We start from the raw sequence: 23,219 nt of genomic DNA on the forward strand, positions 1-23,219 counted from the left end.
GCTCCGCTAGCCTCCAGGCCGCGAGCGTACCACGACTCTTCTCGCTCGCCTGACAGACGGGCGAGCCCTACCTCGGCGCGTGGCGGGTCACGCGCGCAGCAGCCCGCCAGCGCGGGCCAACCGCCGACATCCCATCAGAACGCGTTGTGCCCCGTGATCGCGTTGCCGAGGATCAGGCAATGCACCTCGTCGGTGCCCTCGTACGTGTACACGCTCTCCAGGTTGAGCATGTGACGGATGACGGGGTAATCGAGCAGGATGCCGTTCGCGCCGAGCACGCTCCGCGCTGTCCGGGCGATCTTGAGCGCCCAGCCGACGTTGTTCCGCTTGCACAGCGAGACCTGCACCGGGCTGATGCCGGTCGTGTCCTTCAGCCGGCCGAAGTGCAGTGCCATCAGCTGCCCCTTCGCGATCTCCGTCGCCATCTCGACGAGCTCCGACTGGATGAGCTGCCGTGACGCGATCGGCTGGCCGAACTGGGTGCGCTCGCGCGCATAGGAGACCGCCGTCTCGTAGCAGGCACGCGCGGCGCCCAGCGCGCCCCACGCGATACCGAAGCGCGCCTGGGTCAGGCAGCCGAGCGGGCCCTTCAGGCCGACCACGCCAGGGAGCACGTTCTCCTCCGGTACGCGCACCTCGTTCAGGACGATCTCGCCTGTCGGGCTGGCGCGCAGGCTCATCTTGCCGTGGATGAGCGGCGTCTCCAGGCCCTTCATCCCGCGCTCCACCACGAAGCCGCGGATGGACTCGGCCCCTCCGTCGTCGACCTTGGCCCACACCACGCAGAGGTCCGCGATGGGCGCGCTCGTGATCCACATCTTCGTGCCCGTCAGCACGTACGAGCTGCCGTCCTTCCGGGCGCGGGTCTTCATCGAGCTCGGATCCGACCCGCTGTCGGGCTCCGTCAGGCCGAAGCAGCCGATCAGCTCGGCGGCGGCCATCTTCGGCAGCCAGCGCTGCTTCTGCGCCTCGGAGCCATACTTCCAGATCGGATACATCGCCAGCGAGCCCTGGACGCTCACGAAGCTGCGCAGGCCGCTGTCGCCATACTCGAGCTCCTGCAGCGCGAGGCCGTATGCGACCGAGTTCATGCCGGCGCAGCCGTAGCCGGTCAGCGAGCCGCCGAGCAGGCCGAGCGCGGCGATCTGGGGGATCAGGTCGGTGGCGAACTCCTCGCGCGCGAACAGGTCCGCGGCGCGCGGGAGGTACCGCTCGCGCACGAAGCGACGGACGGCATCACGGATCATGCGCTCTTCCTCGGAGAGCAGCGGATCGATCGCCATGAGCTGATCGAGCGAGAGGGGCTCCTGGGTGGCCATGGAGCGAGCGTGTAGCGTGCCTTCGCGCGGCGCGGAAGGGGCAGCGCCGGCGGGCCGGCGGCTCAGGGGCGGATGGAGACGAGCGTGCCCTTCCGTAGCGAGAGCGCGCCGTGCCATTCGGCCGGCACCTCGGGGGTCGTCCACTCGAACAGCCAGGCGGCGTCGAGCGGAGAGAGGTTCACGCAACCGTGGCTGCGCGGGGTGCCGAAATCGTCGTGCCAGTAGGCCGCGTGGAACGCGAAGCCCTCCGTGAAGTACTGGACGAAAGGCACGTCGCGGAAGTCGAACGGATCCTCTTCTTCCTCGTCGCCGTCCATCGTGACCGTGACGTGCTTCGTGTGGATGCGGAACAGCCCCTGGATGGTCGAGCGCGTCGTCTTGGGGTCGCCGAGGCCGTCCGCCCCCGTCGAGACAAGGGTCACGTAGACCGGGCGAGCGCCCTCGTAGGCGACGAGGCTCTGCTTGTCGATCGAGACGTCGATCCACTTCCGCCCGCGCACCGCCCACGCGGGCGTCCTGGGGAGCGGGTCGACGCGCACGACCTCGTCGGCGCGGACGAGCGAGCCGTCCCGCGCCTCGAGGTAGTCGATGCCGCCGACGCGCCGCGATGCGCCGGACAGGGGGATCGCCTCGCGGAAGCGGAGCGGGGCGCGGGTGACGCCGCCGCGCTCGCCCGGGACGAGGCGCGCGGCGTGGCGGCGCCTGGCGAAGGCGACGGGCAAGGTGACGCCCTCCGGGAGCGCCAGGCCGGCGAAGGCGCTCGGCCGGATGACGCGGGTGCGGTCGAGCGGCAAGACGGTGAGGTCGGTCGTCAGGCCGAAGCGGCGCCCGTCGTGGTCGAAGGTCGAGAGCAGGGCGAAGCCGGAGCGCGTCCGGGCGCGGCCAAGGACGAGCGCGCCGGGCGAGCGGCGATCGCCGGCGAGCCCGGGCGCCGGCCGCCCATAGAGCAGGACCGAGGGGGTCGCGTCCGGAGGCGGAGGCGCGACGAAGTCCGGCGCGCGCGCGGCGGTCGCGGCGCGGAGCAGGTGCGCGGCGAGGTCGGGCTCGGCGCCGCGCTGCTCGTCCTCGTCGGGCAGGCGCGCATAGAGCAGCGGGGTGGGGGAGCGAGACATCACGTACGTGTAGGGCAGGCCGCCGAGCAGGGTTGTCGCGTCGCCGGCCCGCGCTGCGGCAGGTGCGTTTGCGCCGGCCTGTGTTGCGGCAGATGTGTTTGCGCCGGCCTGCGTTGCGGCAGGTGTGTTTGCGCCGGCCTGCGTTGCGGCAGGTGCGGTCTCGCCCGGCTGCGTTGCGGCAAGTGCGGTCTCACCCGTCTGCGCAGCGGCAAGTGCGGTCTCGCCCGGCTGCGCAGCGGCAAGTGCGGTCTCGCCCGGCTGCGTTGCGGCAAGTGCGGTCTCACCCGTCTGCGCAGCGGCAAGTGCGGTCTCACCCGTCTCCGCCGCGGCAACTGGGGTCTCGCCCGGCTGTGTTGTGGCAGGCGCGGCCTCGCCACCAACGACCGGCAAGGCGGGCGAAGCGAACCGGCGGACCGGGCGGCGAGACGATGCCTCGACCGCGAGGTCGTGAATGTTGAGCGTCGCACTGGCGCCGATGCAGACGTAGCCGTTCGGCTCGATGCGGTACCAGCCCTCGGCGCACGATGTCCTGCCGGACGGCTGCGGCCTGCGCGCGACCACGGCGCCGGCGCGCAGGTACCCGATCCGCCGGCTGGTCCAGCGCGGCTCGGCGAAGACCCAGGTCTCCCTGGCGATGCTCGCGAGCTCGTGGACCTCCTCCTCGGCCGCCGTCGGCGAGGTGGCCGGGGGAGGATCGATCTCGGGCAGCTTGTCGGATCCGTCATCGACGAGCTCCGGCGGCAGCGCCGGCAACGCGAGCGGGTCACCGCCCGGCGCCGCCGCGAGAGCGCCCGGCGCCATCGCGAGAGCGCCCGGCGCCATCGCGGCCTCCGCGCTGGGCGGCGCGGCGTCCTCCACGGTGGCGGCGGAGGGCGCCGGGGCAGCGACGGCGGGCGCGGTCGCGGCGAGCGGCGCGGTGACGGCGGCGGCGGGCGCAGGGGCCGGGGACGTCGCGGCTGGCTCGGAGGCAGGGCGCGGGCAGCTCACGCTGAGCGTCGCGAGCGTTATGGCCGGCAGGAGGAGGACGCCTCTCACGCGCATGGAGCGCGCGTATCAGCAGGCGCCGACGAGGGCCAAGTTCAAGGGGGCTCAGCAGCGTGGGAGGGCACGGGAGCGAGCGGCTCGCCGGCAGGAGGCGCCAGGAGGCCCGGCAGGTCCGGCGGGCGCCTTGGCGCGAGGTGCGCGGGCCGGACCCGCGCCCGCCGGCTTCACCAGCGCGGCGCGCGGCCGCCTCGCCGGGCCGCCGGCTGGAGCGGCGTCACGGCGTGGGGAGATCGCGCGCGCACGTCGCTGTGACGTAGTAGCGCCGCGAGGTGCCCGCGTAGGAGACCTGATAGTCCGTCGTCTGCTTGAAGGCAGCAGCCAGGAAGCTGCCGCCGTGCATGAAGCGCGTGCTCGAGCTGTTGTCGAGCCGCGAGCAGTCGTTGCAGGGCGTCAGCAGCGAATAGTTGTCCGAGCCGTCGCGGGTGGCCTTGTACGCGTTGCCGGCCAGATCGAGGTGACCCCACCGCCCGGCGCCATGGGGGAACTTGCCGACGTCCGTGAGGTCCGTCTGCGAGCAGGGATAGAGCGACGGATACCCCGTGACGCAGTCGCCCGCCACCGAGCCGTCGCCCTGGCAGCACCAGGACGCGTCCTGAAGCGTGATATCGTAGACGCTCGAGCCGCCCCACGGATAGAGGCGCTGCTCGTTGCCGCCCGCAGAGGCGTAGTTGACCTCCGCCTGGGTCGGCAGCCGGCCGCCGTCCCACGCGCAGAACGCGAACAGCTCGTACCACGTCGCGCAGACGATCGGCTTCTTCTCCTTACCTGCCGGCGTGTCGCTCCAGGACGGCCATCCATAGGGATCGCAGATGAGCGCCGTCTTGAGCGCGCTCGTGTTGGCCGTGAGGTAAGTATTCCACGACGGGTCCCAGCCGCTGTTCGCGATCTTCGGGTGTGCGCCCGCGCCGGCGGCCGGCGGGTTGGCCTGGGTCGGGCCGCCGGTCTGCTCGAGGTACTGGCGGAACCGCCCCACCGTGACCGAGTACTTGTCGAGGTAGAAGCTGCTGACCGTCGCCGGCAGGCCCGCATTGTTCAGCCGGTTGAACGTGCCGCCCGGGACCGGGAGGGTAGAGCAGCAGTTATCGCCCCCCTCGACGCCGCAATTGGCACCTGCGCCCGGGGTGCTGCTGTTGCAGCTGATCGGCAGGCCAGGCACGCCGCCCCCGCCTCCACCCCCCGCGCCTCCGGCGCCGCCCGCGCCCCCGGCGCCGCCCGCACCGCCCGCGCCCCCGGCGCCGCCCGCGCTGCTGGAGCTCGCCGTCGTGGAGGAGGTCGTCGAGGAGCTGGAGCTCGCCGTCGTGGAGGAGGTCGTCGAGGAGCTGGAGCTCGCTGTCGTGGAGGAGGTCGTCGAGGAGCTGGAGCTCGCCGTCGTGGAGGAGGTCGTCGAGGAGCTGGAGCTGCTCGACGTCGCCGTCGTGCCCCCCGTCGCGCTGTCGTAGCAGACGCGGAGAGACGGCCGCCTATCCAGCGAGGCCTCGCTCGTTCTGATGTGGGTGCGACTCGTGGTTTGCTCGAAGAGCACGCCGTGGTTCTGGACGGCGCCGCTCACCCAGCTCTGCACAAGCTCGGTGAGGCTGAGCGTGTGGTAAGAGTAGTTGTATCCGGCGTCCGCCGTGAGGTATCCCAGGACCGTCGGATCCCAGGCGGCCGAGTGCGAGTTCCACGTCACCGTGTTCTCGTCCCAGGCCGTCGTGATCCGGTGCGCCCGCATCACACCCGGGGGGGGCGCGGCACCTATGTTGAGGGAGAGATCCGCTGAGACGATGGTGGCGTTGGCAGGGATCGACGAGAGATCGAACGCGATCAGCGCGCGCATCTGGGAACCGGAGCTCTCGCCGGCGTACATGTCGGCCCCGGTGGGCGTATAGTTGGGATAGGTCGAATTGAGGAGGGCATCCTTGACCACGCCCGTCGTCCCGGTGCGCTGGAGAGTCACACAGACCGTCACGGCCTGCTGCGCCTCACCGAGCAGCTCGCCACCTTCGTCTTGTACGCCAACGCACCCGGCGAGCGCCGCGCCGGAGGCGGCGGCAAGAGAGGCCAGGAGCAGATGCCGAGACCCTCGCACGATCGTTCGATTCCTCATGATGCTCTCCGATCCGCATCGCCGGGCCAGCTCCGCCCGCGAGGCTGCATGTGATGCCGTCGCGCAGGAACGCCAGAGAGCGCCCCCGCCAAAACCACCATCTGGATGCGCGCCGTAAAGCATCACCTTCATCAGGTCAGCCGTCGGATCGTTCTGGCGTCAAACAGCGCGCGAGGAAAACGATACCGTTTTACGGCTTCTCTTTGAATACGTCAATTGGGAAGCGAGGCTTGTTGTCAAAAATCTGATAATGTTGCTTGTGATGTCAGGACAAAAATAATCATTATTGCTCAAGTCGATGGTGATTGTCGAGCGCCGTGAAGCGCATTTGTGATGCCGCTCACGTTCTACGTTCTGCGCGCTTCTACGCGGCACGCGGCACGCGCGGCTTCTGCGCGGCACGCGCGGCTTCTGCGCGGCACGCGCGGCTTCTGCGCGGCGCGCGCGGGCTGAGTGACCTGTTCAGCTTGCCGAGGCGCGTGAGTCGATGGCGGATTCTGCCGTTCAGGCGAGCGTGAGGCAGCGGCGATGGGGCAGAAATGCCTACTTTTGTCTACCCGGCCGCCCTTTGGCTTACCCGCTGCCTTTTCCTGGCATGGGCTCGTGACCGGCAGCCCTGGAGAGCCCTTCTTCGACCTCGGTGACGATCATCGTCGCGAGCAGATCGAGCAACGCGCGGCCTTCGTCCTCGGATGCCTCGCGCGGAGAGCCGGTATAGGCGGCGTCCATGCCGAGGGCGCGGAAGCTCTTCACCCCTGCTTGAATTCCCTCCGACAGGCTCAGCGCGAGATCGGGCAGCACATGGGCGATGTCTCTCCGGACGAGCGCGGAGGCCGCGGCGAGGACGAGCGAGGTCTCGTAACGGCCCGCGTGGCAGGCGCCGCTCCGGAACTCCGCGGAGAGCGTCCGTGCCCAGCGGCGCGCGAGCGGGCACGCGACGGAAGCGCGGCCCAGGGGCAGGTCGCTGGCGGCGGCGCGCACGGCGCGGTCGTGCTCCGGCTCGAGGTGGTTGTTGATGAAGCAGACATGGGCCAGGCCGGCCGACAGGTAGGCCTCGGCGACGGCGCGCAGAAAGGCGGTGAGCGCGGGCGCCGGGATCGATATCGCGCCCGCGAAGCCCGCCGCGAAGTCGGTCACGCCATAACCGACGGGCGGGGCGACGAGCGCGGCGACGCCTCGCTCCCACAGCCGGCGGCCGGCCTGCTCGGCCGCGGCCTCGCCGATGAGCGTGTCCGTACCGAGCGGAAGGTGCGGGCCGTGCGGCTCGACCGAGCCGACCGGCACGAGCGCGACGCACGGCGCGCCGGCCGAGAGGAGCGCGGCGAGCTCCTCGGTCGTGAGCTCCGCGAGGCGCGGCGCGGCCTGCATGGGCTACAGGCCCGCCGGGTTCTCGCCGGCGACCTCGCGCTGCCGGAGCGCCTTGCGATCGGCCTTGCCGCGATCGTTCCTCGGGATGTCATCGACGAAGGCGACCCAGCGCGGGTACTTGTGCTTGCTCAGCCGGTCCTTCACGAAGGCCTTGAGCTCCTGGGCGAGCTCGGCCCTCCCCTCGTCGGTGGCGACGCGGCCGCGCGCGTCGTCGCGGACCACGATGAACGCCTTCGGCTTGACGAGGCCCGCCTCCTCGGCGCCGATCACGGCGGCGAGGCTGACGGCCGGGTGCTCGGTCAGGCACTCCTCCACCTCGACCGGCGCGACCCAGACGCCGCCCACCTTGAGCAGCTCGTCGGCGCGCCCGCTGAACCAGAGGTAACCCTCGGCATCCATGCGGAAGAGATCCCCGGTGCGGCACCAGTGGCCGTGGAAGGTGCCCCAGCTCTTCTCGCGATCCTGGAAGTAGCCGAGCGCGACCGAGTCGCCCTTCACCCACATGACGCCGGTCTCGCCGGGCGGGAGCTCGGGCGCGCCCGGCCCGGCCGCGTCCGAGGAGAGGATCTTGATCGTGTACCCCTCCACGACGCGGCCGAGCGACCCCGGGCGCACATCGCCGGGGCGGTTCGTGCAGTAGATGTGGAACATCTCCGCGGAGCCGATGCCGTCATAGACGTCGGCGTGGAACCGCCCGCGGAAGCGCTCGAGGAGCGCCGGCGGCAGCGCCTCGCCCGCGGACAGGTGGAAGCGGACGCTGGAGAGATCGAGGCGCGGCTCGCCGCGCGCCGCGAGGGCGTCGTCGTGATCGAGCAGCTTGCCCATCATGGTCGGGACGTTGGTGACGACCGTCGGGCGATAGCGCTCGATGTACCGCGCGAGCGACTCCGGCGTGGGCCGCTCGACGAAGAGGCCGGACGTCGCGCCGACGGCGAAGGGGAACATCAGGTTGGTGCCCGTGGCGTAGCCGAAGAAGAGGCGCGGCACCGAGACGGTGATGTCGTCCTTGCGGTAGCCAGCGGTCGCCTTGGCGTAGCGCTCGGTGTTGAAGGCGAAGTCGCGGTGCGTGTGCATGGCCGCCTTGCTCCTGCCGGTGGAGCCGGACGTGAACAGCCAGATGGCGACGTCGTCGCGCCGGGTTGGGCGGGGGCCCGCCGGGGCGCGCTTCGCCGCGAGCGCCGCGCGCCCCTGCGCGAGGGCGCCGCGGAGCGAGGTGCCCCGAAGCGCCGCGAGGACCGGCGAGACAGGGAGATCGGCCTCGAGATCGCCGCCGGTCGGGACCTCGGGCACCAGCACGACGGTGCGGACGTTCGTGGCCGCGAGCGCGCCTTGAAGCGCGAGCGCCTCGGCCACGCGCGGGATCGTGACGACCGCGGCGGCGCGCGTGTACTCGACGAGGTGCGCGAGGTCGGGCGCGGGCGCCTCGGGGTTGCCCATCGCCACGACCGCGCCGTGGCTCAGCGCCGCGAAGAAGGACCAGACGAACGCGGGCGAGTCGTGCAGGACGATGAGCACCCGCTGCTCGAGCGCGACGTCTTCGACGGCGAGGTGCGCCTGGAGCATCTGGACCTTCTTGGCGACGTCGGCGTAGGTGTGCCGCTGATCGCCGAAGAGCAGCGCGACCTTGTCGCCGAGCCCCTCGCGCAGCCGATCGAACAGCAAGTAGTCGGCGAGGTTGAACTCGTCAGGGAACGTCGGTGCGGTCATCGTCACGCCTCCTCTCGCCTCCATCGCGGCGCCGTGAGCCGCCGCTTTCCGCCCTCCGTGGTCGCGACCCCCGGCTCGTCGAGGCCTTCGCGATCCCAGAGCTGACACGTCACGGGTCGGTGGCGCTGATCGAGCGCCTCGCAGTAATTGGAATAGATGCAGCGCCGGACCTCGCCGCTGCGGCCGAGCCGCACCTTCAGGAACCAGTCGGGATCCGCGAGCGTCTGCCGTGCCGCCCCGATGAGATCGGCCTCGTCGCGCGCGAGGATCGCCTCGGCCTGGGCGAACGTGCAGATCCCCCCCGCCACGACGACCGGCGTGCCGAGGCCGGACGCGCGCAGGGCGCGCCGGATCTGCGCCTGCTTCGGCACCTGCCGCCCGAACGGCCCCGCCGCGTCCGAGAGCGCGGTGGGCATGCACTCGTACCCGCTCGGGCCGGTGTAGGGGTACGCGGCCTCGCCGACCTTGGGCTGCTTCGCGTCCTCGAACTTGCCGCCGGTCGACAGCGAGAGGAAATCCATGCCGGCGCGCGCGAACGCGAGCGCGAAGAACGCCGCGTCGTCGACCCGGCTGCCCCCCGCGATGACGTCGTCACAGAGGAAGCGGCAGCCCACCGTGAAGCGAGAGGAGACGGCGGCGCGCACCGCCGCGTAGACCTCGAGCGGGAGGCGCGCGCGGCGCTCGCGATCGCCGCCGTAGCCGTCCGAGCGGGTGTTCAGCGCGGACAGGAACGAGGCCATGGTGTAGGCGTGCGCATAGTGGAGCTCGACGCCGTCGAAGCCCGCCTCGCGCGCCCTCACGGCGGCCGCGGCGAACAGGCCAGGGAGCGTCCGCGGCAGGTCGCGGATGTGCGGGAGCGCGACGTCGGTGACGCGCTCCCGCTCGCCGAAGCGCAGCGCCTCGAGCTCGCGAGGCGCGAGGACGGCCTCGAGCCGAGCGTCGTCGAGCGCGAGCAGCCGCTCGCGCACCTCGAGCTCCGGCGCGTCCCGGAGCGGCGGCTCCTCGAGCGCCTCGGACAGGGCGCGGCGGTGCGCGCCGGTGATCTCCAGGAACTCCCGCAGGAACCTGTCCTTCGGCGGGCGCCTGCGGATGCGGAGGAAGTCGATGAGCTGCAGGAACACGCGCGTCCGGCCGGCGCTCCGCGCGCGGACCGTCCGGACGAGCTCCCGGAGCCCAGGGACGAACCGATCGTGTCCGACGCGGAGCAGCGGGCCGCTCGGCACGTCGCGGATCCCGGTCGCCTCGACAACGAGGGCGCCGGGCTGGCCGTCGGCGAAGCGGCCGTACCAGTCGAGCACGTCCTGCGTGACGACGCCCTCCTCCGTCGCGCGCCATGGAACCATCGCGGGCACCCACGAGCGCTCGGCGAGCTCGAGGCCCGAGGCGAGGCGGAGCGGCGAGAAGAGGCGCGCGCGCGCCGCCTCGCCCGCGGCCGGAGGCTCCTCGCGGGGGAGCGCGTGGCGGATCCGCTCCGGCGGCTTCCACATGGCTACCGCGCCCCGTCGCGAGCGCGCTCGTCGGCCGCGGGCTCGGCGGCGGCGCGCTCGAGGATGCCCTTCGCGATGATGAGCTTCTGGATCTCCGTCGTCCCCTCGTAGATGCGCAGCGGCCTGATCTCGCGGTACAGCCGCTCGACCTCGGTCCCCTCGATGACCCCCATGCCGCCGTGGAGCTGGACCGCGCGGTCGATGATCCGCTGCGCCGCCTCGGTGGCGAACATCTTCGCCATGGCCGCCTCGGTCGAGACGCGGGCCGCCGCCGTGTCGCGCTTGTGGGCCGCGCGGGCGACGAGCAGGCGGGCCGCGTCGAGCTCGGTCGCCATCTCGGCGAGGTAGGCGCGCACCATCTGCTGCTCGGACAGGGGCGCCCCGAACTGCCTCCTCCGCGTGACGTGCGCGATCGCCTCGCGGAGCGCGCGCGCCGCCATCCCGTTCGCCGCCGCGCCGACCGAGATCCGGAAGGCGTCGAGCGTCTGCATCGCGAGCTTGAAGCCGCCGCCCACCTCGCCGAGCCGCGCGCTGTCCGGCACGCGGCAGCCCTCGAACCGGAGCCGGCCGATCGGGTGCGGGACCGACATCGGGAGCGGCTCCGAGGCGACGCCCTTCGCGCCGCTGTCGACGAGGAACGCCGTGATCGCGGCGCGCCCGCCGCCGCGCTCGCCCGCCGCGCCGCCGTCGCGCGGCGGCGCGCCCGTGCGGGCGAAGACGACGAGATGGTGCGCGAGCGGCACGTTCGAGATCAGCACCTTCTCGCCGTCGAGGACCCATCCGTCGCCCTCGCGGCGGGCCTCGGTCCTCAGCGAGGCGACGTCGCTGCCCGCCTCGGGCTCGGTCAGCGCGAAGGCCCCGATGCGCCGCCCCGAGAGCACGTCGGGCAGGATCGCGCGGCGCTGCGCGTCGCTGCCGGCCAGCACGATCGGGTACGAGCCGAGCCCTTGCACCGCGAAGATCGCGTCGGCGAGCGGGGCGATCTGGCCGAGCGCCTCGCGGATGAGGACGAGCGAGCGCACGTCGATGGCGATCGCGTCCGCAGGGAGGCCGCCGCCGCTCGGCGCGCCGCCGAGCGCCTCGGGGACGAGGTGCGCGTAGAGCCCTAGCGGCTCGCCCATGCAGCGCGCCACGGCGGCGGCGTCGTGCGCTTCGGCGAGCCGCGCGAGCGGCGCGAGCGCCTCGGGCGTCAACCGCGCGGCGAGCGCGGCGTGGCGCTCCTCGAAGAAGACGGGGAGATCGGCCGAGGAGAGCGCGAGCCTGCTCATACGCGGGGCGTCTCCAGGCCGGTGGACCGCGGGGTGGGGGGCGCGTCGGCGTCGCCGGGCGCGGCCGGCGCGTCGCCGAGATCGGCGCCCTCGAAGCGCGGCGGCCGCTTCGCCCTGTTCGCCTCGTGGGCCTCGCGGAAGTCGGGGTGGGCCATGCAGATGGCCTGCGCCTGCGCCTCGGCCTCGATCGCGGCGGCGAGGGGCATCGTGCGCTCGCTCTCGAGCATCTGCTTGGTGATGGAGTGCGCGAACGCCGGCCCGCGCGCGAGGCGCTCGGCCCAGCCGCGCGCCACGCCCAGCGCGTCGCTGTCGGCGACGACGCGGTTCACGAGGCCGATGCGGAGCGCCTCGTCGGCGCCGATGAGATCGCCGAAGAAGAGCAGCTCGGCGGCGCGCCCCTGGCCGACGATGCGCGGCAGGAGGTACGAGGCGCCCATGTCGGCGCCGGACAGGCCGACCTTGGGGAAGATGAACCCGAAGCGGGCGCTCGCCGCGGCGATGCGCAGGTCGCACGCGGCGGCGATCACCGCGCCCGCGCCGACGGCGACCCCGTTGACGGCGGCGATGACCGGGCGCCGGAGCTCGCAGATGCTCTGGATCAGCGCGCCGGTCGCGCGGGTGAACTCGAGCAGCCCCCGCGCGTCGCGCGCGAACAGCTCGGCGATGATCCCCTCGACGTCGCCGCCCGAGCAGAAGCCGCGCCCCGCTCCGGTGAGCACGACCGCGCGCGCGGCCGAGCGCTCGAGCGATCGGAACGTCGCCGTGAGCTCGCCGTAGACCTCGAAGGTGAGGGCGTTCAGGCGGTCGGGGCGGCTCAGCGTGATCTCCGCGACGCCGCGGCTGATCTCGAGCTGGAAGGAGCGGGGTGTGAGGGTCATGGGGATCTCCTGGGTCCGGTGCGCGTCGGAGGCGAGCCTCGCGCGATCAGGGCTTCGTCCGCGTGCGCCGCGGGGGGCTGCGCGCGCTCCGCTCGGCGTGAGCGCGGGCGCTGCCGGGGCGCGACGGGACGGGCATGTCCGGCTCGCGGAGCGTGGTGCGCAGCTTGTCGAGCAGCCGCGTCAGCGTGGAGAGCTCGGCCGGGCTCAGCCCGGAGAACACCTTCGCCACGCGCGCGGCGTGCCGCCGCTCGGCGTCGCGGAACGCGCGCTGCCCCTTGGCGGTCAGGTGCACCCGCCACGCGCGGCGGTCGCTCGGGTCGGCGCGCCGCTCGACCATGCCGTCGCGCGCCGCGCGATCGACGAGCCCGGTGAGGTTGCCCGCCGTGACGAGCATGCTGCGGGAGAGCGACGCGAGCGTCTGCCCGTCGCTGCGCACGAGGTTCGCCAGGAGGTCGAAGCGCGGGAGGGTCATCTCGTGCTCCAGGTCCTCGCGGATGGCCGCGAGCGCGCGCTTGTGGACGGCGAGGATGCGCACCCAGGCGCGCACGGCCGCCTGGTCGCCGCGCGCGCTCTCCGGCGGGGGGACCACGGCGAGCGGCCGCCTCGCCGGCGCCCCGCGCCTCACGGGCCGCCCTCGCCGCGCGCGCTCGCTCCGGGCAGCGCCGCCGCGGCCGCGTCCATCTCCACGGCCGCGCCCTGGGCCGCGGCCTCGCCGCGCGCGTCGAGCGCCGCGACGGCCTCGATCTCCACGAGCGCGCGCCGCTCGACGAGCCCCGCGACGCCGACGAGGGCCATCGCCGGGAAGTGCTTGCCGAACCGCGCCCGCCACGCGGCGCCGATCGCGCGGAGCGAGCCCCTGTACGCCTCGAGATCGGTCACGTAGACGGTCATGCGCGCGACGTCGCCCGGCTCCCCGCCGGCGGCCGCGACGACCGCGAGCACGTTGTCGAGCGCCTGGGCGAACTGCTCGGCCAGATCGTCGCTCCGGAGCTGCCCGGACGCGGGGTCCCACCCGATCTGCCCCGCGATGTGCAGCGTCCTGCCGCGCGTCACGACGCCGTTGGCGTAGCCTCGCGGCGCAGGCCACCCGGCCGGCTGCACGATCTCGAGATCGCCGTTCACCGCATCACCTGCCCCCCGTCGACCGGGATCGCCTGGCCATGGATGCTGCGCGCCTCGTCGCTGCAGAGCATCGCCACGACGAGCGCGACCTCGGCGGGCTCGACCATCCGGCCCTGAGGCGACATCGACTCGAGCGACCGCCGCGCCGCGTCCTCGCCCCGCCCGGTCTTCTCGGCGATGCGGGAGATCGCCTCGTCCGCCATCCTCGTGTTGACCCACCCGGGGCAGACGCAGTTGATGGTCACCGGCGTCCGGGCGATCTCCAGCGCGATGGCGCGGGTCATGCCGACCATGGCGTGCTTCGACGCGCAGTACGCGGTCGAGTAGGCGCACCCGACGAGCCCGGCCGTCGAGGCGACGTTGACGACGCGCCCGAACCCGCGCGCGATCATCTTCGGGATCAGGGCGCGGCAGAGCGCGAAGGCGCCGGTCACGTTGACCGCGAGCATGCGGTCCCAGAGCTCGTCGCTGGTCCTGTCGAACGGCGCGCTCTCGGCGACGCCCGCGTTGTTGACGAGCACGTCGATGTGCCCGAGCTGGCCTTCGAGCGCGGCGATCGCCGGCGGCGCGCCCTCGCGATCGCCGACGTCGAGCCGGACGGCGACGCCCCCGATGGCCGCGGCCGTCTCCTCGATCTCGGCCAGCGTGCGGCCCGCGACGGCGACGCGCGCGCCGCCCTGCGCCAGCCGCTCGGCGATCGCCCTGCCGATGCCGCGACCCCCACCCGTGACGAGCGCGATCCTGCCTTCCAGGGACATCCGGAGCACCTAAATCATATATATATGAAGCACAAGGCGAAGTCACCCTCGTCGGCGCTCGCAGCGCCGCCCGCCCGCTGAGGTCGGAGTCGGCCATCTCGCGACGGAACGCGCGGATCGGCCTCGCTCTCTTCGCTCTCTTCGCTCTCCTCGCTCTCCTCGCTCGTCTGGCGCTTGGTCGCTCGCCGCGCTTGCCGCGCACGGCGTCCGCCGAGCGTCGCCTGGAACGTAGCGGGCGGAGGGCATGGAGTACGGCCAGAGCGGGCGCGCCGTGGGCTCTGGCTCGCGCGCGTCCGTGACGGAGCTGCATGCGCGCCCGTGATGAAGGCGAGCGCGTTCGCGACGAAGCGCCGCGCGCGCCGCGGTGGTCTGCCTGCTTCAGCGCGAGCTCGAACCGTCGATCTCGACGAATGCATGCGCCACCATGCCCTCATGCGCCCCTCCCTCGCTGCGGCGACGGCCGCGGCATCGTCGCTCGTCGCGGCGCTCGGCTGCGGCGATGCGCGCCCGAGCGTCTCGTCGATCTGGGTCTCGCCTGCGCGGCACGGCGAGCTCCGAGGAGAGCGGTTCTTCGACGCGCCGTGGCCGAGCGATCTGCGCCGCGAGGGCGGCCTGGTCCGGCTCGACGGCTACAACAACCCGCGGCGCCTCAGGATCCTCGACGAGTACATCCACGAGATGGACTCGGTCCTCGACGGCTTCTCTCCGGCCGCGGCGGGGTTCCTGCGGTTCGCCGGGCCGATCGACGTCTCCTCGCTCCCGTCGACGCCCGCGCTCGCCATGAGCCCCCTCGGGACGGTGCAGCTCATCGACGTGGATCCGGGCTCGCCGGAGCGCGGAGCGCGGCGGCCGATCTCGATCTATTTCCGGCGTGAGGCCGGCGTTTACTGGCCCGCGAACACCCTCGCCTTCATGCCCGTGATGGGCTTCCCGCTCCGGCCGCGGACCCGGTACGCGCTCGTCGTCACGGACGCGGTGCGCGGCGAGGGCGGCGGCGCGGTGGAGGCGAGCCCGGAGCTGCGCGACGCGCTCGGGATCGGCCAGGCCGGCGTCACGTCCGACGCCGTCAGGGAGGCGCTGGCGCCGGCGGTGGACGAGATCGAGGCCGCGGGCGTCGACCGGGAGCGCATCGTTCACCTCACGGTGTTCACCACGTCCGATCCCACCGCGGAGCTCTTCGCGCTGCGCGACCACCTGCTCGCGAACGTCCCGCCGCCGGAGGCGCGGCCCGCGCTCTGGCGGCGCCTCAGCCACAAGGCGACGTGCGACGAGTACGCCGGCGTGTACGGCCCGTCTCCGAACTACCAGATCGGCCGGGCGCCGTACCTGAGCCACGAGGACGGCGGCGGCTTCGGGAGCAAGGCCGGGGAGCCGGTGATCGCGAGCTACTTCGACCTGCGCTTCTCGCTCACGGTCCCCGCCGCGAGCCGCTGCCCCATGCCGGAGGCCGGCTACCCCGTCGTGCTCTTCGCTCACGGCACCGGCGGCGACTACCGCTCCTACGTCCGCCGCGGCACCGGCCAGGAGCTCGCGGAGCGGTGCCTCGCGGTCATGGGCGTGGACCAGATCTTCCACGGCGCGCGCCCGGAGGCGCCGCTGGATCCGTCGCAGGCCGGGCTCCTTTACTACAACGTGCAGAACGTGGCCGCGGCGCGGACGAACGCGCGGCAGTCGGCGCTCGACGAGGTGCAGCGGGCGCGCCTCTTCACCGAGTCGCGGATGGCGGTGCCCGCCGCCGTGTCCAGCACGGGGGAGCAGATCCGGTTCGACCCGTCGAAGATCCTGTTCTTCGGGCACTCCCAGGGCGGGCTCAACGGGCCGCTCTACCTCGCGGCGGACGACTCGGCGCGGGGCGGTGTGCTCTCCGGGGCATCGGCCGTCATGTCGGTCACCCTGCTCGAGAAGACGAACCCGCCGCCGAGCATCGCGGCGCTCGTCAAGTCGGTCTTCCTCGGGCTGATGGGCGAGGAGGAGGGCGAGGTGAACGAATTCCACCCCGCGATCTCGCTCGCGCAGTCGATCGTCGACGTTGTCGATCCGATCCACTACGCTGCGCGCCTGTTCGTCGCGCCCCGCGACGGCTTCGCGCCGAAGAGCATCTACATGACCGAGGGCATCAACCCGGATGGCACCGGCGACACGTTCGCGCCGCCTCGCGGCATCGAGATGCACGCGCTGGCGATGGGCTTGCCGCTGCAGCTGCCTGCGCAGCGTCCGATCCCGGAGTACGGCTTCGGCGGCCCAGAGCCCGTCGAGGTGCCGCCCGGAGGGCTCGCCGGCAACCTCGCCGACGGCCGCGCGTCGGGGTTGCTCGCGCAGTGGCCGGTCCCCGAGGGGAGCGACGGCCACTTCGTGATCTTCGACGTGCCAGCGGCGGCCGCGCAGGCCCACGGCTTCCTCCAGAGCCTCGCGGACGCGCCCCGCGGGCGGGTGCCGGCTCCATGAGCGCGGCTCTCGTGCTCGCGTCGCGCGTCGCCGCGCTGCTCGCGCGCTCCGGCGTGGAGGCGCGGCCCCCGGCCGCGGGGGCGGGCGCGTGGTCCCTCACGCTGGCCGAGCCGCCTGATCTCGCGGCGCTCTACGCGGCGGCGGACGGCATCGCGCTCCCGGACGGGACGCTCATCCTGCCGCGCGGCGACGTCGCGCGGGCGACGGCGTGGCTCGCGGAGGAGCGCTCGCTCGACTGGGCGCACGACCTCCTGGTCATCGGGGAGCGGGAGGATCTCGTCATCGTGCTCGACCTCGACGTCGCGGGCGCGCGGGCCGGGGGCGGCGTGCTCGAGGCGCCGACCGACGGGCTCGCGTCGTTCCAGCGCGTCGCCCGCTCGGTGGTCGGCTACCTGGAGCGGCGCCTCGGCGTCGCAGGGGCCGAGGCCGCGGCGCCCGAGGTGCGGGCGCGCGAGGCCGCGGCGCGCCGCGACCTCCCGGCGCTCGTCGAGGCGCTCTCGGAGGAGATGTACCCGGGCGCGGAGCGGCATGTCGCGCACGCGGCGCTCACGCTGGGCGCGCTCCTGTCGGAGCGCGGGGACGAGGCGGCGCTGGACGCCTTCGCGCGCTCGGTCGAGGCGCGGGTCGCGGCGGCGCCGCGCGGCGCCGCGGGGCCCGAGCGGCTCGCGGCGTGGCGCGCGTGCGAGATCGCGGCGCGAGAGGCGGGGGCGGAGGCGATCGCCGCGGCGTGCGCGGCGCGGGCGAGCGGCGGGGGGTAGGGGGCTGGCCTCGAAGCGCCTCGGCAGACGGCGCTTCGTCGCTCAGCGGACCGAGCTCACCTGGCGCCCCGCTCCCGGAGCCTCGCGCGCCACGCGCGCACCACGGTCGTCTGATCCCCCTTGCGCAGCATGAACTCCGTCAGCCACGCGACGTCGAGCCCGGGCAGGAGCCGGCTCTGCCCGGCCTCCGCGTAGCCGTCCGGGCCGAGGAGGTGGATGGAGAGCTTCCCCTTCTTCAGGAACCAGACCTCGGGCACGCCGAGCCCCGCATAGACGGAGAGCTTGTTGATCGTCCCGCTCTTCTCGATGATCTCGATCGCGAGCTCCGGGATCTCCCCGTCCTCGACCGTCCCGAGCACGTAGCACTCGTCCGGCTCCACCCCCCGCTCCGCGAGCCTCTTGCGGACGGTCATGCTGCCGTACCCGCTGAGCGGCAGCTCTGCCTCTTCGGCATAGGCCTCGACGAGGCGGGCAAGGATCGTCTTCCGCCCCTCGTGGGGTCCGCCCGGGCTCATCAGCTCCAGCACTCCCTCGCAGTACGTCACCCGCACGCCCGCCCGGTCGCCGAGGACCGTCAGGAGGGCCTCGTACTCTTCCCATGAGACGTCATGAACGACGAAGAGCTGGTCTTCCGAGCCGTCCGCCGCGACAGCGTCGGCGCGTTCGGCAGGGGGGGCGAGGAGGGGTGCAGCGGCGGCCATGACAGCGTGCTCCTCCGGGGAGTATCACCCCCGCGCCGCGCGCTGGCAACCGCCGATCCGAGCGCCCGCGCGCCGCTGCCCCGCTCGACGGCCCTGACGCGCGCCACGGACTCGCCGGACGCTGCCAGGGGCGGGCCCGGCGGCGCTCGGGAGCCGCGTCGTCAGAACACGCGCCCCAGCCCGTCGAGCGCCGCGACGCGGTAGGCCTCGGCCATGGTGGGGTAGTTGAACGTCGTGTTCACGAAGTACCGGATCGTGTTGTGCGGCGCAGGCTGCGACATGATCGCCTGCCCGATGTGGATGATCTCCGCGGCGTTCTCGCCGAAGCAGTGGATCCCGAGCAGCGCGAGCGTCTCGCGGTGGAAGATCAGCTTCAGCATCCCGACCTGCTGGCCTGTGATCTGGGCGCGCGCGAGCGTCTTGAACGTCGACTTCCCCACCTCGTAGGGCACCTTCTCCGCCGTGAGCTCCCGCTCGCTCTTGCCCAGCGACGAGATCTCGGGCGTCGTGTAGATGCCCGTGGGGATGTCCCGGACCAGCTTGTCGTCGGCGTCGCCGCAGAGGTGGCTGGCCGCGTACCGGCCCTGGTCGTAGCTCGCGCTCGCGAGCGCCGGGAAGCCGACAACGTCGCCGACCGCGTAGATGTGCGGCTGGCTCGTCTGGAACGTCTCGCTCACCTCGATCTGACCGCGCTTGTTCGGCGTGATCCCGACGCTCTCCAGGCCGAGATCGGCCGTGTTGCCCGACCTCCCGTTGGCCCAGAGGAAGACCTCGCTCCGGAGCTTCTTCCCGCTCTTCAGGGAGAGCACGACGCCCTCCTTCGTGGCCTCGACCGCCTCGTGCTCCTCGCCGTTCAGGACGCGGATCCCCTTGTCGCAGAAGTGGTACCCGAGCGCGTCGGTGATCTCGTCGTCGAGGAACTCCAGGAGATGGGCGCGCGTGTTCACGAGGTTCACGGCGACCTGCATGTTGCGCAGCATCGACGCGTACTCGCAGCCGATGACGCCCGCCCCGAAGATCGTGATGCTCCGGGGGGTGTGATCCATGCGCAGCAGCGTGTCGCTGTCGAAGATGCGGGGGTGGCTGAAGTCGATGTCGGCCGGCCGGTACGGCCGCGAGCCGGTCGCGATGATGAAGCTGTCGGCCGTGTAACGCCGGCGCTGGCCCCCGTCGCCCTCCACCTCGATCGTGCGCGGATCGACGAAGCTGGCCTGCCCCGGAATGAGCTGGACGCCGTTCCGGTCGTAGAAGCTCTCCCGCAGATCGACCTGCTCGTCGATGACGCGGTTCGCTGTCGCGAGGAGCTCGGCGAACGGGTACTCCGGAACCACATCCATCCGCTTGTAGATGGGGCTCTGGTTGATCAGGTTCATGTGGTAGATCGCGCGGCGCAGCGCCTTGCTGGGGATCGTCCCCCAGTGGGTGCAGCCCCCGCCGACCCGCGTGTAGCGCTCGATCGCCGCGACCGACTTGCCGTGCTTCGCGGCCGTCATGGCGGCGCCTTCGCCGCCCGGCCCCGTGCCGATGATGATGAGATCGAAGTGCGGGGTGGTCGCCATCGAGTTCCTTGCCTCCGGCGCGTCGCGCGCGCGTGCGCCGGGGAAGGCTACTCGAACTGGAGCGGCTCGTCGTCGTCCCCGACGCCGAGCATCTCGAGGATCTGCCGCACCTCCATGGCGGACTCGACCTCGGGGCCCGCGTCCAGGAAGCCCTGGAGGTGCTTCCGCGCGAGCGCGCGGTTGCCGCGGGCCGCGTACGCGAGCCCCATCGCGTGCATCGCCTCGCCGTCCTTCGGGAACCGGCGGAGCGCCTCCTTCGCCTGCGCGATCGCGCCGTCTGTGTCGCCGAGGCGACGGAGCGCGTGCGACAGCGCCACCCGCGCTCCGAGGAAGCTCGGCGCGAGCCGCACGGCGGCGCGGTACGCGTCGCGCGCCGGATCGAGCTGGCCGAGCTCGTAGAGCGCGTGCCCGAGCAGGTTGTATGCGTACGGGTTCGACGGGGAGGCCTTGATCACGTCGCGCAGCGCGACGAGCGCCTCCTGGACTTGCTCCTCTTGCAGGAGCTCGGCCGCCTCCTCGACGGCCTCCCAGTGGGCGGCGTCGATCGATTCGTCCACCACGGCTCTGAGCACCATGGCGCGCAGTCTAGCCAGAATCGGCGCGCCGTCCTGGGCTCCTTCGTGGTACCGGCCGGGCGGTGAGGCGCCCGCCGCGGATCCGGCTGCTCTTGTGGCACGCGAGCGCCGCGATCCCGGTGCTCGGCGTCGCCGCGGCGTTCTACGGGCCCGCGCTCGCCAGGACGGGCGGCGTCTGGCCGGCGCCCCTCGACGACGTCTACATCCACTTCGGGTTCGCCCGCGCCGCGGCCCTTGGCCACCCGTTCTCGTGGATCCCGGGCAACGGCTACTCGTCGGGCGGGACCAGCCTGGCGTACCCCCTCGCCCTCGCGCCCGGGTACCTGCTCGGGTTTCGCGGCGCGTGGCTCGGCCTCTTCGCCGCGCTCCTCGCGTGCGCCGCGCTGCTCGATCTCTGCCGGTCGCTCCGGCGGCTCCTCGAGCCGCGCGCCGGGCCCGGCGCCGCCTCCTCCCGCTGGGTCGCCTGGATCGCGCCGCTCTTCGTCGTGGCCGTGCCGCTGCTCGACTGGAGCTGGTTCTCCGGGATGGAGGTCGCGCTGCTCGGCGCGGTGATGGGCCGGGCGCTCGTCGCGGTGCGGCGCGCCGAGCTCGCCCCGCCGGCGCAGCGCCCGGCCGAGCAGCTCCGGGCAGGGCTCCTCGCCGCGCTGCTCGTCGCGACGCGGCCCGAGGCCGTCGCGCTCGCGGCGCCGCTCGCGGTCGCCGTGGCCCACGCGGCGGGCTCGCTGGGCGCGGCGGCGTCGCTCGCGCGCGCGTCCCTGCCGACCGCGCTGCTCCTCGGCGCGCAGGCCGCCGCGAACCGCGCGCTCACGGGGGAGTGGAGCGCCGCGGGGGCGGTGCGCAAGCTCATCCTCTCGAACCCGTACCCGGCGTCGCTCGAGAAGGCGGTGGAGGTGATCAAGAACCTCGCTGCGCTGCGGGTACAGGCGCTCGAGAGCGCGCTCGGCGGCCCGTCCTACGCCTATGTCTTGCCGCTGCTCGGCGCGATCGCGGCGCTCGACCGGCGCGCGCGGCGCCTCGCCGTGCCGCTCTTGATTGGCGCCTACGGCTCGCTGCTCCTCGTCTCGCTCAACGCGACGGCGCGCTACCAGAACCTCCGCTACGCCGCCCCGGCGCTCGCGATGCTGCTCGTCGCGGCGGCCCTCGGGGCCGAGGCGCTCGCGCGGCGGGGGCGGCTCGCGGCCGGCGTCGCCGCGGCGCTCGCGCTCGCGGCCCTCGCGGCGCCCTCCCCGTGGTTCGGGCGGCAGATCGACCACTTCGCCCGCTCCTCGGCCAACATCGTCGGGCAGCAGGTCGAGGTCGCGCGGCGCCTCGCCGCGCGCGCGCCGCGGCCGCGGCGGGTGCTGCTCGGCGACGCGGGCGCGATCCCGTACCTGTCGGGGATCCCGGCCATCGACGGGCTCGGGCTCGGCGGGTACCGGGGGATGCCGTTCGCACGGGCCTCGGTGCACGGGGTGCCGGCCGTTGTCGAGCTCATCGAGCGGCTCGACGCCGCCGAGCGGCCTGACGTCTTTGCCCTGTACCCCTCGTGGTGGGGCGGGCTCGCGGACGTCTTCGGCCGGCGCGTCGACGCGGTGAAGATCGAGGACAACGTGATGTGCGCCGCGGACGAGAAGGTGATCTACGAGGCGGACTGGTCGGCGCTCGCCCCGCCGGGGGAGCGCCGCGACGGGGCCATGGACGAGGTCGACATCGCCGACCTGATCGACGAGCGGGCGCACGGCTACGCGTTCCCGTCGCCGCGCGGCGGCTGGGTCGTCGGCGCCGTGCTGCGGGGCGGGAGCGACGGCGGCGGTGCGCCGCGGTTCGACGCCGGCAGGATTATCCCCGAGGGGCGCGAGCAGTCGTTCGCGATCGGAGCGGCCGCCGCGTTCGCCCGCGGGCCCGCCGTGCTCGCGCTGCGCACCGACGGGGGCGGCCCGATCGCGATCGGCGTGGCGGTCGAGCGCGCCGCGGACGAGGCGCGCGTCGAGGTGCCAGAGCGCCCTCTGGACCGCTGGTCCGAGATCCGGGTGCCGCTGCGCGACGTCGCGCCGGGGGACCTGGTCCGGATCCGCGCGCTCCGGGGGGCGTTCCGCAGCTTCCATGTCTGGCTGCTGCGGCCGTGACCGGCCTCCCTGCCGCCCGCGCGGCGTCCTCGTGGCGCGCGCCCGCGACACAGCGCGTCGCGAGCCACGAGGACGTCGCGCGACGGATCCATGGTAAGAGCCACCACGTGGCGAGGTGGTTCCGTGCGTCGGCCTTCGCGGCGACAGCTGGCAGGGAGGTGGCCTCGTTCGCGAGGCAGGCGGTCCTCCTGCCGTACGACACCCTCGCGCCGGTGATCCCTGACGGGGCGCGCGACGGCGACGAGGTGGTGGTCATCCTTCACGGGCTCTTCGCCTCCGCCGGCGTCCTCCGGCCGTTGCGCACGGCGATCGAGCGCCACGGCGCCCTGTCGCGCGCCTCGCGGGCGCGTGGTCGGACGGACCCGGCGCGCGCCGAGCCGTCGTGGTCTGTCCACACGGCGACGATGTCCTACGCGCCGGGGCCCGGCGTCGAGGCGCTGTCGGCGCGCCTCGCGGCGCTCGTCGCGGCGCTGCCGGACGGCGTGCGCTTGCACCTCGTCGGCCACAGCATGGGCGGGATCGTGTGCCGCTTCTTCGCGCAGGAGGTCGGCGATCCGCGCATCGTGCAGACGATCTCCATGGCGAGCCCGTTCGGCGGCATCCCGCGCGTGGCGCTGCTCGGCTTCGGCGGCGCGCGCGATCTCGACGCGTCGAGCCCGGTCCTCCGGCGCGTCCTCCTCGGGACGGCGCGCTCGAGCATCCCGCACCTGTCGATCGTCGCGGGGGCCGACACGCTGGTCCGCTCGCCCATCGCGCACGCGCTGCCGGGCGGCGAGGTGCGGGTGATGGAGGGGCGGGGGCACAACACGCTCCTCTTCGATCCCGAGGTGGCCGCGCTCGTGGCGCGGCACATCGTCGAGCGGCGCGGCCCCGCGCGCTGACCTATCGCCGCTCGGCGCTTCGTGCTAGCTCGCTCGCGTGCGCTCG

The 23,219-nt window shown here is 73.3% G+C and carries 18 protein-coding genes; 4 read left to right on the top strand and 14 right to left on the bottom strand.

Features of this window, described 5'->3' with window-relative positions:
- Positions 1-134: 134 nt before the first annotated feature.
- The 11 genes from WMF19_RS11515 to WMF19_RS11565 all read right to left on the bottom strand — a co-directional run bounded on the left by WMF19_RS11515 (position 135) and on the right by WMF19_RS11565 (position 14,149).
- Positions 135-1,319: an acyl-CoA dehydrogenase family protein gene (locus WMF19_RS11515; protein WP_272101676.1), complete on the bottom strand. Its 1,185-nt coding sequence runs from the start codon at positions 1,317-1,319 to the stop codon at positions 135-137.
- A gap of 62 nt (positions 1,320-1,381) precedes the next feature.
- Entirely contained in the window at positions 1,382-3,472 is a 2,091-nt protein-coding gene (locus WMF19_RS11520) for a L,D-transpeptidase family protein (RefSeq protein ID WP_437899126.1), read from the bottom strand.
- Between the two features lie 217 nt (positions 3,473-3,689).
- Positions 3,690-5,561, bottom strand: a complete 1,872-nt coding sequence (locus WMF19_RS11525) for a DNRLRE domain-containing protein (RefSeq protein ID WP_437899127.1) — start codon at positions 5,559-5,561, stop codon at positions 3,690-3,692.
- 573 nt (positions 5,562-6,134) lie between these two features.
- Positions 6,135-6,929 (bottom strand): creatininase family protein, encoded by a 795-nt coding sequence (locus WMF19_RS11530; protein WP_437899128.1) that lies wholly within the window; start codon positions 6,927-6,929, stop codon positions 6,135-6,137.
- A 3-nt stretch (positions 6,930-6,932) separates the two neighbouring features.
- On the bottom strand, positions 6,933-8,636 hold the full coding sequence (locus WMF19_RS11535) for a benzoate-CoA ligase family protein (RefSeq protein ID WP_437899129.1): 1,704 nt from the start codon (positions 8,634-8,636) through the stop codon (positions 6,933-6,935).
- 2 nt (positions 8,637-8,638) lie between these two features.
- Positions 8,639-10,123 carry an NADH:flavin oxidoreductase gene (locus tag WMF19_RS11540; RefSeq protein ID WP_437899130.1) on the bottom strand — a complete coding sequence of 495 codons (1,485 nt, stop codon included), beginning with the start codon at positions 10,121-10,123 and terminating at the stop codon, positions 8,639-8,641.
- A 2-nt stretch (positions 10,124-10,125) separates the two neighbouring features.
- Positions 10,126-11,391 carry an acyl-CoA dehydrogenase family protein gene (locus WMF19_RS11545; RefSeq protein ID WP_437899131.1) on the bottom strand — a complete coding sequence of 422 codons (1,266 nt, stop codon included), beginning with the start codon at positions 11,389-11,391 and terminating at the stop codon, positions 10,126-10,128.
- A complete protein-coding gene (locus WMF19_RS11550; RefSeq protein WP_437901613.1) occupies positions 11,388-12,275 on the bottom strand; it encodes an enoyl-CoA hydratase family protein in 888 nt (295 codons plus the stop codon). The genes WMF19_RS11545 and WMF19_RS11550 overlap by 4 nt, the downstream gene beginning before the upstream one ends.
- Positions 12,276-12,315: 40 nt before the next feature.
- Entirely contained in the window at positions 12,316-12,858 is a 543-nt protein-coding gene (locus WMF19_RS11555) for a MarR family winged helix-turn-helix transcriptional regulator (protein WP_012234634.1), read from the bottom strand.
- A gap of 32 nt (positions 12,859-12,890) precedes the next feature.
- Complete coding sequence (locus WMF19_RS11560; RefSeq protein ID WP_437899132.1) at positions 12,891-13,391, bottom strand: RidA family protein; 501 nt, start codon at positions 13,389-13,391, stop codon at positions 12,891-12,893.
- Entirely contained in the window at positions 13,388-14,149 is a 762-nt protein-coding gene (locus WMF19_RS11565; RefSeq protein WP_437899133.1) for an SDR family NAD(P)-dependent oxidoreductase, read from the bottom strand. Before WMF19_RS11565 ends, WMF19_RS11560 begins: the two co-directional genes overlap by 4 nt.
- 432 nt (positions 14,150-14,581) lie before the next feature.
- On the opposite strand from WMF19_RS11565, the gene WMF19_RS11570 reads away from it, so the two are divergent.
- Both WMF19_RS11570 and WMF19_RS11575 read left to right on the top strand, forming a co-directional pair.
- Complete coding sequence (locus WMF19_RS11570; protein WP_437899134.1) at positions 14,582-16,594, top strand: hypothetical protein; 2,013 nt, start codon at positions 14,582-14,584, stop codon at positions 16,592-16,594.
- On the top strand, positions 16,591-17,352 hold the full coding sequence (locus tag WMF19_RS11575; protein WP_437899135.1) for a hypothetical protein: 762 nt from the start codon (positions 16,591-16,593) through the stop codon (positions 17,350-17,352). The genes WMF19_RS11570 and WMF19_RS11575 overlap by 4 nt, the downstream gene beginning before the upstream one ends.
- 56 nt (positions 17,353-17,408) lie before the next feature.
- Here the strand turns inward: WMF19_RS11575 and WMF19_RS11580 are convergent, their stop codons facing one another.
- The 3 genes from WMF19_RS11580 to WMF19_RS11590 all read right to left on the bottom strand — a co-directional run bounded on the left by WMF19_RS11580 (position 17,409) and on the right by WMF19_RS11590 (position 20,187).
- Entirely contained in the window at positions 17,409-18,053 is a 645-nt protein-coding gene (locus WMF19_RS11580) for a Uma2 family endonuclease (RefSeq protein WP_437899136.1), read from the bottom strand.
- A 161-nt stretch (positions 18,054-18,214) separates the two neighbouring features.
- A complete protein-coding gene (gene sthA / locus WMF19_RS11585) occupies positions 18,215-19,612 on the bottom strand; it encodes a Si-specific NAD(P)(+) transhydrogenase (RefSeq protein ID WP_437328736.1) in 1,398 nt (465 codons plus the stop codon).
- Positions 19,613-19,659: 47 nt separating this feature from the next.
- Positions 19,660-20,187 carry a tetratricopeptide repeat protein gene (locus WMF19_RS11590; protein ID WP_437899137.1) on the bottom strand — a complete coding sequence of 176 codons (528 nt, stop codon included), beginning with the start codon at positions 20,185-20,187 and terminating at the stop codon, positions 19,660-19,662.
- A gap of 62 nt (positions 20,188-20,249) precedes the next feature.
- On the opposite strand from WMF19_RS11590, the gene WMF19_RS11595 reads away from it, so the two are divergent.
- Positions 20,250-22,292, top strand: coding sequence for a hypothetical protein (locus WMF19_RS11595; RefSeq protein ID WP_437899138.1), 2,043 nt, complete (start codon positions 20,250-20,252; stop codon positions 22,290-22,292).
- Positions 22,293-22,399: 107 nt separating this feature from the next.
- Positions 22,400-23,173 (top strand): hypothetical protein, encoded by a 774-nt coding sequence (locus WMF19_RS11600; RefSeq protein WP_437899139.1) that lies wholly within the window; start codon positions 22,400-22,402, stop codon positions 23,171-23,173.
- Positions 23,174-23,219 lie beyond the last annotated feature (46 nt).

The sequence above is a fragment of the Sorangium sp. So ce124 genome, assembly GCF_051525235.1.
Lineage (GTDB): Bacteria > Myxococcota_A > Polyangia > Polyangiales > Polyangiaceae > Sorangium > Sorangium atrum.